At 44.6% G+C, this 17,550-nt stretch carries 18 protein-coding genes; 13 read left to right on the top strand and 5 right to left on the bottom strand.

Features of this window, described 5'->3' with window-relative positions:
• Position 1: 1 nt before the first annotated feature.
• Positions 2 to 331 carry a helix-turn-helix transcriptional regulator gene (locus tag AC23P2_RS15490; RefSeq protein ID WP_028523458.1) on the bottom strand — a complete coding sequence of 110 codons (330 nt, stop codon included), beginning with the start codon at positions 329 to 331 and terminating at the stop codon, positions 2 to 4.
• A gap of 57 nt (positions 332 to 388) precedes the next feature.
• Between AC23P2_RS15490 and AC23P2_RS15485 the strand changes: the two genes are divergently transcribed.
• Positions 389 to 631, top strand: coding sequence for a hypothetical protein (locus AC23P2_RS15485; RefSeq protein ID WP_487774051.1), 243 nt, complete (start codon positions 389 to 391; stop codon positions 629 to 631).
• On the opposite strand, the gene AC23P2_RS15480 is transcribed toward AC23P2_RS15485, so the two are convergent.
• Complete coding sequence (locus AC23P2_RS15480) at positions 574 to 3,243, bottom strand: ABC transporter permease (RefSeq protein WP_487774050.1); 2,670 nt, start codon at positions 3,241 to 3,243, stop codon at positions 574 to 576. The two genes, AC23P2_RS15485 and AC23P2_RS15480, sit on opposite strands and share 58 nt — an antisense overlap.
• Before the next feature lie 8 nt (positions 3,244 to 3,251).
• The gene (locus AC23P2_RS15475) at positions 3,252 to 3,605 is read right to left on the bottom strand and encodes a PadR family transcriptional regulator (RefSeq protein WP_487774049.1); all 354 of its coding nucleotides are present in this window, start codon (positions 3,603 to 3,605) and stop codon (positions 3,252 to 3,254) included.
• A 240-nt stretch (positions 3,606 to 3,845) separates the two neighbouring features.
• On the opposite strand from AC23P2_RS15475, the gene AC23P2_RS15470 reads away from it, so the two are divergent.
• A complete protein-coding gene (locus tag AC23P2_RS15470; RefSeq protein ID WP_487774048.1) occupies positions 3,846 to 4,886 on the top strand; it encodes a glycosyltransferase family protein in 1,041 nt (346 codons plus the stop codon).
• 1 nt (position 4,887) lies between these two features.
• On the opposite strand, the gene AC23P2_RS15465 is transcribed toward AC23P2_RS15470, so the two are convergent.
• Positions 4,888 to 6,906, bottom strand: a complete 2,019-nt coding sequence (locus AC23P2_RS15465) for a tetratricopeptide repeat protein (RefSeq protein ID WP_487774047.1) — start codon at positions 6,904 to 6,906, stop codon at positions 4,888 to 4,890.
• Positions 6,903 to 7,613 (bottom strand): LytR/AlgR family response regulator transcription factor, encoded by a 711-nt coding sequence (locus AC23P2_RS15460; RefSeq protein WP_487774046.1) that lies wholly within the window; start codon positions 7,611 to 7,613, stop codon positions 6,903 to 6,905. Before AC23P2_RS15460 ends, AC23P2_RS15465 begins: the two co-directional genes overlap by 4 nt.
• Positions 7,614 to 7,832: 219 nt before the next feature.
• Between AC23P2_RS15460 and AC23P2_RS15455 the strand changes: the two genes are divergently transcribed.
• The 11 genes from AC23P2_RS15455 (at position 7,833) to AC23P2_RS15405 (ending at position 17,428) form a co-directional block, all read left to right on the top strand.
• Complete coding sequence (locus AC23P2_RS15455; RefSeq protein ID WP_472486628.1) at positions 7,833 to 8,447, top strand: cupin domain-containing protein; 615 nt, start codon at positions 7,833 to 7,835, stop codon at positions 8,445 to 8,447.
• A gap of 10 nt (positions 8,448 to 8,457) precedes the next feature.
• Entirely contained in the window at positions 8,458 to 9,459 is a 1,002-nt protein-coding gene (locus tag AC23P2_RS15450; protein WP_472486627.1) for a tail fiber domain-containing protein, read from the top strand.
• A gap of 3 nt (positions 9,460 to 9,462) precedes the next feature.
• Complete coding sequence (locus tag AC23P2_RS15445; protein WP_487774045.1) at positions 9,463 to 10,338, top strand: SGNH/GDSL hydrolase family protein; 876 nt, start codon at positions 9,463 to 9,465, stop codon at positions 10,336 to 10,338.
• A gap of 17 nt (positions 10,339 to 10,355) precedes the next feature.
• Positions 10,356 to 11,471 (top strand): tail fiber domain-containing protein, encoded by a 1,116-nt coding sequence (locus AC23P2_RS15440; protein WP_487774044.1) that lies wholly within the window; start codon positions 10,356 to 10,358, stop codon positions 11,469 to 11,471.
• 13 nt (positions 11,472 to 11,484) lie between these two features.
• The gene (locus tag AC23P2_RS15435) at positions 11,485 to 13,146 is read left to right on the top strand and encodes a right-handed parallel beta-helix repeat-containing protein (RefSeq protein ID WP_487774043.1); all 1,662 of its coding nucleotides are present in this window, start codon (positions 11,485 to 11,487) and stop codon (positions 13,144 to 13,146) included.
• 22 nt (positions 13,147 to 13,168) lie between these two features.
• On the top strand, positions 13,169 to 13,510 hold the full coding sequence (locus tag AC23P2_RS15430; protein WP_487774042.1) for a LytR/AlgR family response regulator transcription factor: 342 nt from the start codon (positions 13,169 to 13,171) through the stop codon (positions 13,508 to 13,510).
• Complete coding sequence (locus AC23P2_RS15425; RefSeq protein ID WP_487774041.1) at positions 13,507 to 14,142, top strand: hypothetical protein; 636 nt, start codon at positions 13,507 to 13,509, stop codon at positions 14,140 to 14,142. Before AC23P2_RS15430 ends, AC23P2_RS15425 begins: the two co-directional genes overlap by 4 nt.
• Positions 14,143 to 14,154: 12 nt before the next feature.
• The gene (locus tag AC23P2_RS15420) at positions 14,155 to 14,586 is read left to right on the top strand and encodes a lipocalin-like domain-containing protein (protein WP_487774040.1); all 432 of its coding nucleotides are present in this window, start codon (positions 14,155 to 14,157) and stop codon (positions 14,584 to 14,586) included.
• Between the two features lie 17 nt (positions 14,587 to 14,603).
• A complete protein-coding gene (locus AC23P2_RS15415; RefSeq protein WP_487774039.1) occupies positions 14,604 to 15,110 on the top strand; it encodes a hypothetical protein in 507 nt (168 codons plus the stop codon).
• A gap of 73 nt (positions 15,111 to 15,183) precedes the next feature.
• The gene (locus AC23P2_RS15410) at positions 15,184 to 15,777 is read left to right on the top strand and encodes a hypothetical protein (protein ID WP_487774038.1); all 594 of its coding nucleotides are present in this window, start codon (positions 15,184 to 15,186) and stop codon (positions 15,775 to 15,777) included.
• A 109-nt stretch (positions 15,778 to 15,886) separates the two neighbouring features.
• Positions 15,887 to 17,428, top strand: coding sequence for a right-handed parallel beta-helix repeat-containing protein (locus AC23P2_RS15405; RefSeq protein WP_487774037.1), 1,542 nt, complete (start codon positions 15,887 to 15,889; stop codon positions 17,426 to 17,428).
• The last annotated feature ends 122 nt before the right edge of the window (positions 17,429 to 17,550 follow it).

Genomic DNA, 17,550 nt, shown 5'->3' with positions numbered 1-17,550 from the left:
CTCAAGAAAATGAAGGGTTTGGAATGGCATCCCAAAGCTCGTTGCGCACTTGTCGCATTTCGGCCAAAGTACGTTTGCCCAAGGCCGTGATGCGAAAAAAGCGCTTTCGACGCCCGCCACGCTCGGAAGTAGCTCCGCCCAATTCAGAAACAACAAAGCCTTTTTCCTCCAAGCGATACAATGCAATGTGGACGCCGCTCAAACTGATGAGGCGGTTGTTCATGCGCTGTTTTAATTCCGCCGCAATCGTGACGCCGTAAGCCGTTCCTTCCAGCACAGCAACGGTGAGTAAAACCAATTCTTCAAATTCACCTAAATAAGAGCGCCCCATGGGTATGTTAGCGTGTTTTAGTATTTCATTATTATTTGCTAAACAAATAACCATGCCATGAAAAAAACAGCCCCAAAAAGAGCTGTTTTCAAAAATCAGTGTCCGAAATCGTACAGAGTTTGTCCGCTGGTGACCAAAAACTTTCCAAGTTTGGGTGTTATCGTTTTTGAAACTTGGAAAGTCTATCCGTCGATAAAAAAAGACCTTCCAAGTTTCTGGAACTTGGAAGGTCTATCGCCTCATTACTCTGCCCTTAAACTCTTCACGGGGTTTACCAAAGCCGCCTTAATCGCCAAATAACTGACCGTCAAGACCGCTACGACCGTAGCTAGCACCCCCGCCAGCGCAAAAGCCCACCACGGCAGGTCGATTCGGTAGGCAAAGTCTCGTAGCCATTGACTCATGGTATAACCCGCAATCGGCGATGCAATGAGGGTAGCAATAAGAATTAATTTGAGGTAATCGGTCAATAACAAGGTCACGATACCCGTCACGGAAGAACCCAGTACTTTGCGAACCCCAATTTCTTTGGTGCGCTGATGGGTGGTGAAGGCAGCCAAACCAAACAACCCCAAACAGGCAATTAGTACGGCTAATCCTGCAAAAACGGCAAATAACTGGCTGATATGCTGCTCTGACTGGTACATTTTGCTAAAACGTTCATTTAAGAACGAATACGCAAACGGATTATCGGTAGTAGCTTTCCATTGTTGTTCTATCTTTTGTAGAAGTGTCGGAATATCGCTGGTCTGAATGCGTAATGCAAGTTGATCGTTGTCTTTACCGTAGAAAATAACCAAGGGAGCAATGTGCTGGTGCATAGATTCAAAATGAAAATCTTTAACCACGCCTACCACCGTGTAGGTATGTTTACTGCCCTCTGAGCCGTCGCCTACGGTAGAAATTTGCTGACCAATCGGATTTTTGAAGCCATAAGTCCGAACGGCGGCCTCGTTGAGCAAAACCGAAGAGTTTTCGGTGGAAAAAGCTTTGGAAAAATTACGCCCCTGCGCCAAGTCAATCCCCAAGGTAGGTAAGTAATCTTCGTCGATGTAGTAACCTTTTGTGCGATGGGTTCCCGTGCGTGTTCCGTCTCGGAATTGAATTCCGTCAACACTTTGACTGCTGTGTCCCGCTGGCAAGAAACCAGCAGATGCCACCTTTACAACCGACGATAGTTTCGCCAGTTCGACTTTAAATGCCTCAGCTTTGGCACCTAACACTTGCGTATCGTGCAGCACCAGTACTTGCTCTCGGTCAAACCCCACTTTTTTGTTTTGCATAAATTGTATTTGACGATTGGCCACAATGGTCGCAACAATCATCCCAATGGAAACCACAAACTGCGTGGTTACTAAGGCATTGCGCAACCAACCACCCCGCCCACCAATTTGTAGCTTGCCTTTTAACACCGTAATGGGCTTGAAAGAGGCCAGTACAAACGCGGGATAACTTCCTGCCAACAAACCAATCACCAATGAACACCCTACAGCTCCCATCAGGAGCCGTCCATTGGACAGGTCGCTAACGGTAAACTGTTTGCCCGATAACACATTGAAACTGGGTAAAAGCAAAAAGACCAAAACCAGTGCCAGTACCAATGCAAAAAAAGTAAGCAAGACCGATTCGGTCAAAAATTGGCTGACCAATTGCGTCCGTACCGAGCCCAATACTTTACGTATTCCGACTTCTTTGGAACGGCTGGCCGAACCTGCCGTCGATAAATTCGTAAAATTGATGCAGGCCAGTAACAGAATAAAAAACGCAATGACCGAAAAGATATAGACATACTTCGCGTCGCTGTTGGCCTCCAATTCATCCCCCAAATCAGAATGTAAGTGAATATCGGTGACAGGTTGAAACTTAAACCCAAATCGGTTGCCTTTTTTCTGAAATGCGGTAAAATCCATGCCGAAAAACTCTTTGATTTCGGGGGCAATGTATTTACTAACAAACCCCCGACTGATGGTTTCTACCTCTGCAAGGGAATGTCCTTCCCGAAGTCGTACGTACGTGTAAGCGCCACTCGCCAGCCATTTGCTTCCCGTTTTGACGGACGCAAACGACCCAAACATGTTGTATTGAAAATGGGTGTTGTAGGGAACATCTTCACAAACCCCCGTTATCCGAAAAAGCCCTAAATTTCCCAGCGAAAGCGATTGACCAACTGGGTCTTGTGTGCCAAAATACTTATGAGCAATTGTTTTTGTAAGGATCAGCGTATTGGGCTCAACAAGTGCCGTTTTGGGATTTCCTTTGACCATTGGAATGGTAAAAACGGAAAAAAAGTTGGAATCAACAAAAGCAACTTTTTCTTCTTTTATGATGTCTTGACCATGTTTTACTAGAAACGCCCCTTCTTTACGCAGTCGAGTAAGGGCCTCTACACCAGGCGATTCGCGAAGGAGGGCTTCCCCTGCGGGGCCACTTGAGTAAGCCAAATCAATATCCTTATCGTCCATTCGAGCGTGCATGGTCATTCGATAGATACGCTCGGCGTGCGCATGGTAGCTGTCGTAGCTCAATTCGTGCAAAACATAGAGTACAATCAGCAGGCAAGATGCAAGTCCTACCGATAAACCGACAATGTTGATGGCCGTAAATGCCTTTTGTCGCCACAAGTTGCGGAAAGCGATGGTTAAATAATTGGATAGCATGACTGTAGAGGGTTGATTGGAATAACTGGATTGGACGGTCTGTCGTTTGGTAAAAAAGGGAGTAAGGCAATGGAATACAGCCCACAGATACTCTCGGCGGGCGCGAGCAATGCCTACTTTTGCTACTCGCTTATGGAAGTTTTCGTGCAGGTCACCCTGAATATACTCCAGTAAATGCGGTGCAACAAACCACTCCAAAAGCTGATCGGCCCAGCGGGGAGGTTGGTTTGGTAAAGGGTTGGTTGACTTTTTCATGCGGGCATTTAAAACGGATTGGCTGATAAACCCATGAGTTCAAGTTTAGCTTGCGGAATCGACTGCCAAAGTCGGGTGCGGGTTTGTTGGATTTCCAGCAATACTTCACCACCTGCAGCAGTCAGCGCAAATAATCGCTTGCGCCTCCCCCCTCGTTCGGCCGTTGCCCCTCCCACCGAGGACGACAAAAAGCCTTTTTCCTCCAAACGATACAGCGTAGTGTGTACCGCGCTGATGGTAAAATCGCGGCCCGTTTGCTGCTGAAGCTCCTCCATAACGGGTACGCCATATACGTCTTCATTGCAAGCGGCAACCACCAGTAGCACCAATTCTTCAAGTTCTCCCAGTATTGTTTTTCTCATAAAATGGTCGGGGATTAATTAGATACAATTTTTTAGATGAAATAATCGTGCCACAACAAAAACCACCTTTGTTGAAGTTATTTTCAAGAATCAGTGTCCGAAATCGTACAGAGTTTGTCCGTTGATGAAGTAACAAACGACATAAGTAACAAGGCCATTCAAAAACTTAGAGGGTGTTAGTAGCAATTTAAGGCAATCTAAATTTAGTTTGCAGTAAAAACACTTTTATAAAACGCACCAATGCCCTATTTGCTTTATCTCTGTATCAACGACGGCTCAGATACTAGAATTAACAAAGAAATCAAAACGTTATCGAAACACTTTGATATTATCTATTTGGGCATTGGCCGTGATGAATCTCAATCTTTTGTGAAACCGCTTTGCCACAAGTTTCATTTGATCAAAGGCCATCATAAGTCCATCGGAACGTTGATTCGGTACGTAGGAGCGTTTCTAAAATTATACTTTACCCAATCATACGACAGCATCCACGTTATCAACGAACAGCTTTTGGTGATTTTTTATCCATTGTTGTGGTGGAGTCGCCGTCGCTTGGTGGCCGATATTTTTGATTCTATCTTTTTGCGCTCCAGCAGTGCTTTGGTACGCTCGTTACAATCGTGGGTGTACCGCCTTCCTTCGGCCATCATTGTTACCGACGACAATCGTTTACAGCTAGTACCCGAAGGCTTTCGGAAGAAAACAGTCGTCGTAGAAAATTATCCTTATGCCTTTACTGACGTCCAGCCCAAAGCCGCCAGCGATGACGAATTACTGGTTTTGTACAGCGGTTCGTTGGGCGTAACGCGCGGAACCCAACTGCTGAACGACTTGGTGACATTTTCTCCCAAAGTACGCGTTTGGGCCATTGGTTGGGTGTATGACGAACCTACCCGTCAACTGTGTCAACATCCTCAAGTGACGTTTTTGGGGGTAAAAACCCAGCAAGAAACCATGCGGTTGGCCTCAGCATGTGACTATATTTTGTCGGTCTATGAACCCATCAACGACAACAACCTCAACGCCAGCCCCAACAAAATCTACGATGCGGTGCAGGCACAAACTCCCGTCATCATCAATGCCGAAATTAAAGTCGCTTCCTTTGTCGAAAAGGAAAATTTGGGCTACGTCACGGATTCATACTACGTAACTGATACCCAAAAGCTGCTAGAAGCATTGATTTCACGAAAGAAAACCTTTGTTTTTGACCAAAATCTAAGCCAACGTTACACGTGGGAAGCCGTGGAAGGGAAGTTGTTGGGGGTGCATCGGTCTTACTGACTTACCCAAACGCCAACCGAAACTCCGTTCCAACGTTAGGCGTGGGGTTCACCGTAATTTTGCAGGAAATCGCTTTGGCTAAGTCGCGAATTAGGTGCAAGCCAAGACCCGATTTTCCACCTACATTGGCCGTTTCGGAGTAAAGTGCACTCAATTGCTGCTCCGAAACCCCACCTGCATTGTCCGTAATGGCCAAGATAACCTGCCCTTTTTCCTCACGCGCTGCCCAATGAATGTTGCCATTGGGGACGTTTTTGAGCGCTTTCAAGGCGTTTCCAGTCAAGTTTTGCATGATTACTTTGAGGTAATCTTCGTCCGTTATTACGTTTAGATGATTGGGGTTTTCAAACTGAAACACCACCCCTGTATTTCCTGAAAAGAACTTCTGCAAATACTCAAACAACTCATTTACTGCCACTTCCTTTACCTGTGGCCGAAAGTTCTCCATTTGGCTTTTGCTCCACAACAGCATCGACTCCATCGTATCGAGCAGTCCTTCGGCAGCGGTTGTGATGCGTTGCTGGTGCGCGGCGGCCAATTCGGGCGAAAGCAAATCTGGGGCTTCTTTTTGGAGGTTCAAAAAACTGATAAGGTTCGATACGGGACTTCGTAAGTCATGGCTCAAAATGGCAAAAAACTTAGCTTTTACTTTGTTGGCTTCGTCCAATTCGTTGTTGAGGTGCAACAGCGTCGTATTGGTACGCTTCCGCGTCTGGTTTTGCCAGTACAGCAACGCCCCAATCACTCCCAACAGCACCAGCCCAATCACAAAACCTACTCGCTGTTTTTTCTGACTTTCCAACTCCAACCGATTGATTTCAAGCTGTTTGTCTCGCAGCTCTATTTCACGTTTGCCTTCTACTTCGGCTATTTTGTTTTTATTTTCTTGGGAAAAAATGGAATCTTGACCCGACTGAAACTCTCTGAAGTTGATGTATGCGTTTTTATAATCTCCTCGTTCCGCCTGTAATTCTGCCAAAATGCCCGTCCAGTACGATTGACTACTCACCTCCCCCTTCTGTTTGCTTCGGTTGATGGCGATTTGAAGGTATTTTTCGGCTTGTTGTAGCAGTTCTTTCTGTTGGCTAGGATAGCTTTTGGCTTTTTCAATGTAGGCTTCACCAAGATTTCCCACGTTCTGAATTGCATCCGACTGCATGGGATTCACTTTCGACCACGCCTCAAATGCCTTGAGGTTATAGCGAATTTTACTATCTATGTCCTTGTCCGAAATCGTACCTAAGCTACCATACGCATTTGCTAAACCTTCCAAATTTCCCGTTTTTTCAAAGAGAGGAATGGCTTGAAAGAGGTATTTTTTGGCATTTGTGTAGTCTTCTTTGGCGATATAAACCGCAATTACCTTCATCATCGACTGCCCTACTTCCCGTTGGGCCTCGCCTTCCGACTCCTTGGTCTGTTTTTTTGCTTCCTGTAGCCCTTTAAGCGCATAGGCTAGTGCTTTTTCGTAGTTTTTTTGGGCTAAAAATGTGGTAGAAACATTGCCCAATGCCACCGTTTTCAGGTAAGCATCCCCCAATTCTTCGGAGATTTTTAATGCTTTTAAGTAATAGTCGATGGCTTTTGGATAATTAGACGCAATGTTTTGTTCTGCTGCCCCCAGATTGTTCAGAATCGAGGTCATATTCCATTTATCGTCTATTTCGCGGTACACTGCCAGTGCCCGTTGAAGGTACAATTGGCAAGAATCGTACATCCCCTTGTCACTATAAGCCCGCCCTATTGCCCCCGTAAACACACCAATTCCCCGCTTCCACGGCATTTTTTGCGCGTGCTTTAGCCCCAATTGACTGTAATAAAGGGCTTTGTCTGAGTTAATAAAGAAGTATTCTTCCGCAATGCGTTTATACGTACGGGCTTTTAGGGTATCGTTTTTAATCGTAGGCAAAACTTTCACCAACGAATCAGCCAGGGCCTGTCCTTGTTTTTGGGCGTGCGTGACGTTGATTAGTCCCAATAGAAACAAAATAATCCCGCACCCCTTTTTTAACGTCTTCATTTTAAGTTCAGTAAAGCCTCTTTGTAACTTCTTCCCACGGGCAACGCATATTCCCGAATCTGTACCTGCTGCGCCGATACCCGCTCGATGTAGTGTTTTTGCACGGCATAGCTACGGTGAATTCTGACAAACGACCGAAAGGCTTGTTCTTGCAGTAGCAGCCCAATCGAGGCCAACACGCTGTATTTTTTGGTAGGCGTCACAATCCGCGTGTAGTCTTTGAGGGCTTCCAAGTACAAAATCTCGTGCAAGTTCAGCTTGACTTGCTGGTGACCATCTTTGATAAAAACCGTATTTCCTCCCAAACTGTATTCAAAAAGTTCGGCTTTTCGCTTGAGCGACAGGTAACTCTGCAAACGCATCATGCTGTGGTCAAAACGGTCGGCTTTCAATGGTTTTACCAAAAAATCAAACGCATCGACGTCAAAACTCTCGGCGGCATAATCGGGATAGGCCGTGATAAAAATGCACACGGGAATCGCCCTAAACTGCGCTCGAAGCGCTAGCCCAGAGGTTTCGGGCATGTCAATATCACTGATTAACACGTCTATTTGTCCTTGTTGCAACACGGGAATCGCCGCTTGGGGCGATTCAAAAACCCCAACCACGCGCAGCATCGGGTATTTTTTGGCATACATCAGTGCCGTCAGACGATCGATTTCATTATCGTCAATGATAACACAGCTATAAGTAGTATCCAGGTTCATGTAATAGTAGCACTTGACCAGTTAAAGATAGATGCTTTTGGGATAGAAGTATGCGTCTATCAGGATTTATTTACTTTTCGGTACGCTTGATTTTCCCTTCCATTCTGTCTTTTGTCTATTAAAACTGTTGTTGGTCGAGTACCGATTGATACCCCACCTTCTTCTGTATAGTTTTGACTTGCTTAGTTCACAAAGCAATTATTCAAAACGAACGATACCATGGAACGACGAGATTTTTTACTCAATTCAGCCCTTTTGACTGCCTTTACTGGATTATCACAAACGGCTTTTGGAGAAAGCAACAATGGAATTTTACCAGATGGTATCAAGCCCGTTTTGCTACCATCTTTACCTCCACTCGACCACAAAGGCAGCTCAGACATACGGGTTTGGATTCGGACTTCGATGACCAACGGGCTATTTTCGAGCGTGGAATGTGCCGTAGCTCCCAAAACCATGGGCCCCGCCCCACATTGGCACAAAGAACTCGACGAGTTGATGTTTGTTCTTGAAGGCACAGCCAGCGTATTGATAGGTGATGAAGTAGTTCAAGTAGAAGCAGGCGGGTGGCATCTGCGCCCACGCATGATTAAGCACACCTTTTTTAATGCCTCCGACAAGCCACTTCGCTTCGTAGATATGTACTTCAACCAGCCTTTTGAGGAGTTTTTAGAAAAAATCTTCCACCAACTCACCCCCGAAAACGGTTTTCCGCGTGGTTCGGCGGCATTGAGTCGGGAGCGTGATGTTCTCAATGAAAAGTTTGGGCTTTTTTATGGTGCCAACTCAGGCGAAGAACGGGCAGCTATTGTAAAGCAGTATGGATTAAAATAGTGAATGAGAGATGAAAAAGTTACTATTGTTTTTCCTGTTTGTCCATAACCTTTACGCTCAAATGGGGCTATTAAGCCCTTATGGAGTTGAGGTTCCGCGCTTTTCAGCGGCAACTCGCCCTGCGCCTAATACCGTTGGAATAGGCACTATGCTTTTCAACTCCACCAACGGCACGCATCAATATTCGGATGGTAGTGCTTGGCGCAATCTATCCTCCCTCCCTCCTGCTGGGGCACTTCATCAAACCCTCCGATATGATGGCAGCAATTGGGTAAGCTCTAATTTAATAGAAAATACTGGAACGAAAATACGGATAGCGGTACCTGATAATATTTTTTTCACATCTACAGTGGGCATATACAATATTGGAAATGAATCCGATTTTGGATTAGGAGTTGCATCAAAAGATAAGGGAGTTTTTATTGAAGCAGTTAAAACTGCCATTGATGCTTATTCATCAAATAGTTATGCTCTTTCTGCAAAAACACGTGATGGGGGGTACAGTGCTTTGTTTGGTGGAAGAATGATTATAGGTAAAAGTGCCAATAGTTCCTTGGAGGGTGGAATAGAGTTTCGAGATGATGTTGCTAAAGGTAGTCTGGGCTTCATCGGTATGCGTGGAACAACTGAGTTAGCTGTTTACGGATATGGCTACAATAATTATATCCAACGTTGGAACATCAATACAGGAAGTATTTGCTATGCTACGACTCCTACTGTTTGTTCGGATATACGCCTCAAAAAAGATTTTCGCCCGCTTACCCACTCCTCCCAAAAACTCAATCAACTGCAAGGGTATCAGTACTACTGGAAAAACGAAAAAAGCCCTGATTTACAGACAGGTCTTATTGCCCAAGAAGTGCAAAAAATCTTTCCTGAATTGGTCAAAACCGACTATGAAGGTATGCTCTCGGTGGATTACGTAGGGCTTATTCCCCACTTGATAGAAGCCAACAAAAGCCTTTCGGCACGTATCGAAAAATTAGAAGCTGCTTTACTAAAACAACATTGAGTGATGAAAAAAATACTGCTTTTAGGGGCATTGATGGGAATGCTATCTTGCTCCAGCACCTCCGAAACGCCCGACCCCGATAACACAAGTAATCCCTCTAACCCCACAGGAGGCAATGTCATGGGCAAAGGTCAACCTGGCGTAGTTGGTACGGCGGGCGTTGCCGACTGGGACAAACTTTCGACTTCCGAAAAAGGCCGCATCATGGGCTGGAACGCCCTGTTTTTACACCAATCCGTCGGGCAAGATTTGGAAGAAGGCTGCAAAGCCAACGGCTATCCTTTTGATTATTACGGCAAAGGCGACAAAACCGACGGTGCCGCCTCGGGTAAAGGGCTAAAAGGCGGGATTTTTGTAGATGTGGGTGGTATTCCAAACGGAAACCCTTCCGAAAAAATCAGGGTATTTCGTGAAAATGCAACTCGTAACAAGGATGTACTCCAAATCATGGTTTTTAAGTTTGGCTACGCCGACATCATGGACGATAACTACGAAAAAGTACAAACTGAGTACAAAGCCATGATTGATGCCCTTCGTACCCAATCGCCTTCGCTACGTTTTGTCCACGTAACCCCGCCGTTGGTGTATTCCACTTCATCGTACGAAGGCAACGCCGCCAAAATGAAAGTAGGGCAATGGATGAAAGATACGTTCAAGAGTACTGATGTCATTTTTGATTTGCAAGCTTTAGAAGCCAACGACGGTAGCTGCCAACAAAGCAACGTATGGCGTATCTGTCCCGACAACCGAAACACCTCTTCTGACCCAAGCGACGTAAACGGCGTGGATACGTCTGATGGCCAAGGCCACATTGGCAAAAAAGCAGGACAACGCATCAGCAAAGCGCTGTTAATGAGCATTTACAACGCAGGACGATAAACCCTACAATTTCTTTTATGAAAAAGCTATTTTTAATATTTTGTTCGATTGGCTACGGAATGTTGCATGCCCAAAACCCCGTCGTAGAGATACGCACTTCGGGCAGTACCGCCATTACCTCCAAAGCCTCACTTCACGCACTTTATACCACCTCTCCTTACATTCCCATTTTTTCACAGGCATCTGGTACGGGCGTTTATTCCCAAGAAGGACTGCACGGAGAAATTACGCCTGACGCAAGCAACCCAAAAAATCAATTTATAGGAGTAGTCGGACTAGGAAAAAACGCCCCTTCCCTTGGTGGAAATGGCGCATACAACGTCGGTGTTTTTGGTTCTGGAAAACATGGGCTTTTTGGAAAATCCAGCGAATCGTTTGGCTTCGGTGTCTATGGCGACGGGCACACGGGTGTCCTTGGAATTTCGAATACAGGAGGAATTGGGGTACAAGGAATTAGTTATGGGGTTGGGTTTGCTGGATCTTTTTTGGGAAATGTCACTATTTCTGAGCGCCTTGGAATAGGAATCAGTGGAAATATTCCAGATTTCACGCTGGATGTCGGCGGGAGAGCTCGTCTTCGTAGTGGTGGAAGCAATGAAACCAGCGCGGGAGTATGGTTCAACAACAACCTCAACAACCAATTACGTGCGTTTATTGGAATGCGTGACGACAATGAGTTTGGTATTTATAGCCAAGGTATGGCGCAATGGCTCATGCGGTTTAACGTCAATGTAGGTAGCATTTGCTCTTATTCTACCATCACTAACTGCTCCGATATACGCCTCAAAACCGACATTTCGCCCATTCAAGGTTCTCTTACCAGAATTCAGGCACTAAACGGCGTTAACTATCACTGGAAAAAACACCCAGAGACATCGCTCCAAACGGGGTTCATTGCCCAAGAAGTCCAGAAAATTTTTCCTGAATTGGTCGAAACCGACCAAGAAGGCTTTTTGAGCGTCAATTACACGGGTTTGATTCCTCATTTGTTGGAAGCCATCAAAGAACTTCAAGAGAAAAACGAAGTACAATCAAGTACTACACAGTCGCTCAAACTAAAAAATGAGCAATTAGAAGCCCGCCTTAGCGCCATTGAAGCTGCTTTAAATTTGCCTACGGGTACAGGAAAATAAACTTTCACAGCGTATGAGAACATGGCTTTTGTTATTGGTTTTTCCCACCTTGCTCAAGGCGCAATGTGATAAAACGCCTAACGCAACTCCTACGACTTGGTACGTGGCCACCAATGGTAGCGATGCCAACGCAGGAACTGTTTTACAGCCTTTTCGGAATATCCAAAAAGCCATTGATACCGCCCGCCCCAACGATACGATTGAATTGCGAGGAGGTACGTATATCCTTAACAATGAACTCAGAATCAGGACATCAAACCTCACCCTACGGTCGTATGCCAGCGAATGGGCCATTATCCAAGCCCCCACGCATATCGAAGACATTAGCAGTACGATTTGGTACAGCGAACCCTGCGTTATGGGAGGGATGATAGAGAACCTAGAAATTATTGGTGGTTATTATTATGGCCTTAAATTTGAAAATAATTTAGGCTGGGACGAGCCGATTGTGCACGGCACGAGTAACATTACCGTCAGAAACTGCAAAATTCATCACACAGGCCGCGATTGTATTAAGCTGGTTCCTTACTGCGATAACATCGCTATTCTCAATTGTGAAATCCACCATTCGGGTGTAGGCATTGCCAATGTCTCTGCCCAAAACGCCGAGGGAATTGATAACGTCAACGGCGACCAGATGCTTGTTCGAGGATGCTATATTCACGACATTTCAACGACGGGGCTTTACGCAAAAGGAGGAGCCAAAAATACAGTTATTGAGAATAATCTTATTGTCAATTGTGGTGAATTTGGGGTAATGTTGGGCGTAGGAGGCACCGACAACGACCTTTTTGACCCCGATAATCAAACCTATTATTACGAAAATTTCGATGGGGTTATTCGCAACAACATCGTTGCCAATACTAAACATGGCGGCGTCGGGCTTATCGCAGCGGTACGCCCTCAGGTACTTAACAATACCTTTGCCAACGTAGGGAGCGAAGCTTTAGCCCCCTTGTACATTGGCCCCAATGAAGTATGGGTCAGTGAAACCACGACCATTGCATCGCCTTGTGTTGATGTAAAAGTCATCAACAATATTTTTGTTGAAAACGAAGCCAGCACTTTACCGATGGTGCGCATTCGTTTCCACCAAGATTACCAAGCGAGTGGCATTTCGGGGACAAACAACGAGATAGATTACAATCGGTATTTTCGAAATACCAACTCCCCGACTTACACCTATCTTCAAGCATCCAATCTCACCTTTACCCAATGGCGTAATTCCTCGGGATTTGATGCCCATAGCAGCGAAGGAAACCCTACTCTTACTCCCCAATACCACCTCAACTCCAATAGTATATGTATCAATACAGGGAAGCCGCTACAAAGCGTGAACTTAGATTATGATGGCACCAACCGTACATTTCCACTTGATATAGGAGCGGATGAATGGGGTGATAATTCGCTTACGGTTCCCCCACCTGTAGGAATTATCGGGACGGGGTTACGCATTATCCCCTGCGTATCCAACATTTCACCTACCGATTTACCCTCTACTATTACCAACAACCAACGTTTCGAAACCAACGGGCCTATTACGGCTACCAACAAAGTACTTCCTACGGGAAAAGCCACGTATGATGCTGGTACGTATGTGCTACTTAAAGCAGGTTTTGAAGTGCAAAAAGGGGCTGTTTTTAGCGCCTTTTTAGATGGCTGCGGAAATAAATGAAGAGCTTTTATCGCAAAACACCATGAAAGAAACCATTGAACTCTGTCCAAAATTACAGTTGAAACAGCCTTTTTACATTGAAGAAATTGCGTGGCTGGAAGGCATAGGTAATTATACCACCATTCATTTTCGGAACGGGAAGAGCATTCTCACTTCTAAAACCCTAGCGCTTTTTGCTCGCGAACTCCCCAATGAAGTTTTTGTAAGGGTAAATCGTTCTTTTTTAATCCGAATCAGCGAGGTATCGGTTCATAAATCCGATACCCGAAAATACCTGTCGCTTGTTTTAAACAATGGACAGCAAGTAGAAGTGTCGCGTCGAAAAAAAACGTTGGTTAAAAAGTATCTCCGCCAAACAACATGAAAAAACTACTCATTTTTGGAATAACCATCTTATTGGTAACGGGTTGCAAAAAAGCAGAAATAGCCCCTGCTGAACAACTCACAAACAGTATTTGGACGGGCTTTTTCAAATATAAACCCGTTCGAGAAAACGACAACAGACAGTTGGTGCTCTCGCAGTGTTTTGCCGTCTCTTTTTTGCCCAATGGCGTTTTTAAGTTTTATGAAGCGTTGGGCGAATCGGGAGGCACTTGGATTTTGGGTGAAGACAACGTAATTACGATTACTCAAACCAATAAAAACGTACTCAAATTCGACTATAACCCTAACAACCAAACACTTACATTTAAAAATCTAACGGGGGCTCCCGACGAATGGACGGCCTCAAACATGGAGCAATCGGATGTATCTAAAGCCAGTAAAATGGAAAATGTCAAGTGGAACTACCCCTATGCTGGAAATTATATCATCATTAAAAAAGACAACTTTAATGACAGCTACTTTGAAACTGTAACGGGCAAGCAGGCCATACAGCGGTTTCAAACCGTAATTCTTCAGCCAGGTAGGGTATTTATTTATCGAAACAACGACGAAATGTACAATACCACTGCCACAGGCCCTATTACTGGAATTTCCACCCAACTTGTCAAATAATAAAATCGTCACATGAAAAAACTACCCGCCCAGTATTTGCTTACACTACTGGTTTTAATGACCCTCTATCACTCGCTATCAGCCCAAAGCATAGTGGGAGAATGGAAGAGAACCGCCATCATTACTATCTATTCGGACGGTAAAACCACCGACGATATGGCAGAACTTACCAAAGCAATGCCTTGTACGGCCGATATTGTGTATGTTTTTGAAGCCAACGGAAATTTGAGTATGCGCGTCCCGAAAGGCTGCCCCATCCCCGCTGTACTTTCTACTTGGAAGCTCAACGGCTCCACCCTCACTACTCGCATGAAAGATCTTACAAATACCGATCAAGTGAGCATCTCTGGCAACACCATGACCACTACACACGCGTATAGTCCACAAGAAAAGTATGTACCCAAAGGGGCAAAATCAATAAAAATCATCTATAAAAAGGATTAAAACAAATCTCTCAAACCATGAAAAAACTCCTCATTTACGGCATTTTGTTGGTTGTATTCTGCGTAAATATGGGCGCGGGTTGCAGCTCTCAAACCACTGACCCACAACCCGAGAACTCCCCTGAAATCGTCGGAAAATGGAAACTAATCAAAACAGGGTATTATATCACAAAATCTGACGGCTCAAAAGTCAACGATACCTTCGATACCGAGCCTAGAGGTATCAATATCGTGTATGAATTTTTTAGCGATGGGCGATTAGTAGTGACCGATGGGCAAAGAAACACCACTACCGAAATTCGCTGGACACTGAAAGTAAATAAATCTGACGCTAATGGGATTTTAGAAGGTCAACTTATCCAGATTGGAAAAGAGCAAAAAGAGTTAGCCCAATCCATTGGCCAGTCGGGTGACCTTACCTTACAAATTTCTACAACCCCTAACTTTATGGCCTTGGTCGTCGATGTCACTAAGCTATCGACGTATCCAGAAATGACACTCATGCAAAACTTTAAGAAGATATAATTTCGGAAAGAAGCGTAATTTTACTTGCAAACAATCTGAATGGTACTTTTTCAGGTTTTCTAATTTTGAGATTATGAACAAAAGAAAAATAGTGCTCGCCCTTGGTTCGTTGGTACTCCTTAGTTGGCTTGTTTATGAATGTAAGTACTATACAAGCTACTGGTTTGATACTTTCGACCGACCGTGGGCTTACAGTTCTGATGAAAACGCAAAATTATTGGTTGGCAAATGGCAAGGAAGCTTTATCGACCCCGATAATGTAAAAAAAACGCTCGAAATCGAAATTTATGAACCTGTAACGGAAGAAGAACGTGAACGTAGCGCAGCTCGGAAACGTAGTAGCCGAAGAAGAGACAACAAACGTGCTTTTGACGGCAAAGCCATTGCTAAAAGCCGATTAGGTACCGAAACATACGAGATTTATGGAGCCGTAGAAAAAGATGATTTCCATCATCTTCACTTTAATTTCCGCCCTGAAGATGAGAAAAAACGCGTTCTTCCTAATTTTACCTTAGTAGAAGCTAACAAGGGAAATTGGCAAGAAGATGGTATGACCCTGACACTCTCATTTGCGTATCACAATACCGATGGTTCCAGTACTTGGCGAAGTTCTGACCCACGCCATTCTAAAAAAGTAGCCACTACTCTGAGCCGAACTCCCCAATAATCCCTTTTTAAGGACATTTTTTATCGATTGCGAAGCTGTTTTTGGCTTCGTTAGGATTGCTTTTGTCTTTATTTTTCATACATCGACACTCATTTTAATTCATACATTAATGAATCGCCCCTGTTTTTACATCACCATTTTTTTGTTGCTAGGTATTTTTGGATGCAACAAAGAAAACATCGAAACCGATGAATGCGACACTGACCCTACATCCTGTGGGTGTTCCCAAGCTCCGCCCAATTGTGATGGTAGCAGTGGCGCACTTAGTGGCATTGTTTACGTTTCCCCATCGGGCAACGACTCAAACGACGGAAGCGAAAATAAGCCGTTTAAAACGATTCAAAAAGCCGCAGACGAAGCTGACCCTTCCAAAGCCTTAGAAATCGTTCTGAGAGGCGGAACACACGAAAGCAAAGAAATTAAATTCCGTACGTCCAATATTTATCTTCACTCCTATCCTGGCGAATGGGCCGTCATTAAAGCATCCACGACCGTTGAAGACATCACAAGCTGTTTGTGGTTTCGCGAACCGACCACTGAAAATATCACCATCGAAAACCTCGAAATAGTTGGTGGTTATCTTTATGGGGTAAAGTTTGAAAGCAATTGGGAAGACGACCGTAGCATACCTTTCACCAAACGAAGAGGCGTACGAAATGTAAAAATTTTGAATTGTAAAATCCACGACACAGGTCGGGACTGCATTAAAATTGCGCCAGGCTGCCAATACATTCAAGTTCTTAATTGCGAAATCTATCGCTCGGGAATTGGGCCTGCCAATATTTCGGCTCAAAATGCGGAAGGAATAGATAACGTTAATGGATCTAATATGACCGTCCGTAATTGCTACATTCATGATATTGCCACCAACGGTCTTTATGCCAAAGGAGGCGCCAAAGATTGTGTTTTTGAGCAAAATTTACTCATGAATTGTGGCGAAGGAGGTTTAGTTGCAGGTTATCTCGACACTGACGCCGAGTGGTTTGACACCGATAGTAACCCCAATTATTACGAAAGTATCAATATAATCATCCGAAATAACATTGTTGTGAATACAAAATGGGAAGGAGTGGGGCTTTATGCTGCCCAAAATGCGCAGGTATATAATAACACGTTTATCAATGTAGCACAAAATGCCAGTGCGGCATTGCTGATTGCACGGGGTGAGATATACGGCACTCCAAAAGGTGATAAATTTCCAAAGTCTAAGGACATCAAAGTGGCTAATAATATTTTTGTGCAAGCCGCTTCGGCTCAAGGACACATGGCGCGTTTACGAGGTTTGCCCGAAGGGGTAAATGAATTAGGCTACAATGTTTATTACAAAGCCAGCCAAGTTTCGTATCGCATAGATAAAAATGACGACGAATATGAAGAGTTTTTAGGGTTCGATAACTGGAAGAATAAAAGTAAATTTGATAGTAACAGTTTTCTTACCAACCCTAAACTTGATAATTCTTATCATTTAGCCGACGGTAGCCCGTGCATCGGAGCGGGGAAAATACTGCAAAGCTTAGTAGAAAAGGATTATGACGGCAAAGCGCGGGGTGCTAAAATAGATATTGGCGCTGACCAGTACAACAATGGATCTTCATTGAGTGTCCCCCCCCTGGCTCTTACAAACGGCACCCGAGGCACTGGCGGGGAGTAACGTATAGCAAAAAAAGAGGAGCTCGTTTTTGAGCTCCTCTCGGATTAATATTGTGGCGGCTACCTACTTTCCCACATTTTATTGCAGTATCATCGGCGGAGTGGGGCTTAACTTCTCTGTTC

The sequence above is a fragment of the Runella sp. R0.1_18 genome, from assembly GCF_057652155.1.
The sequence above is the reverse complement of the archived record's forward strand: the minus strand, read 5'-3'. Positions and strand labels throughout refer to the sequence as shown.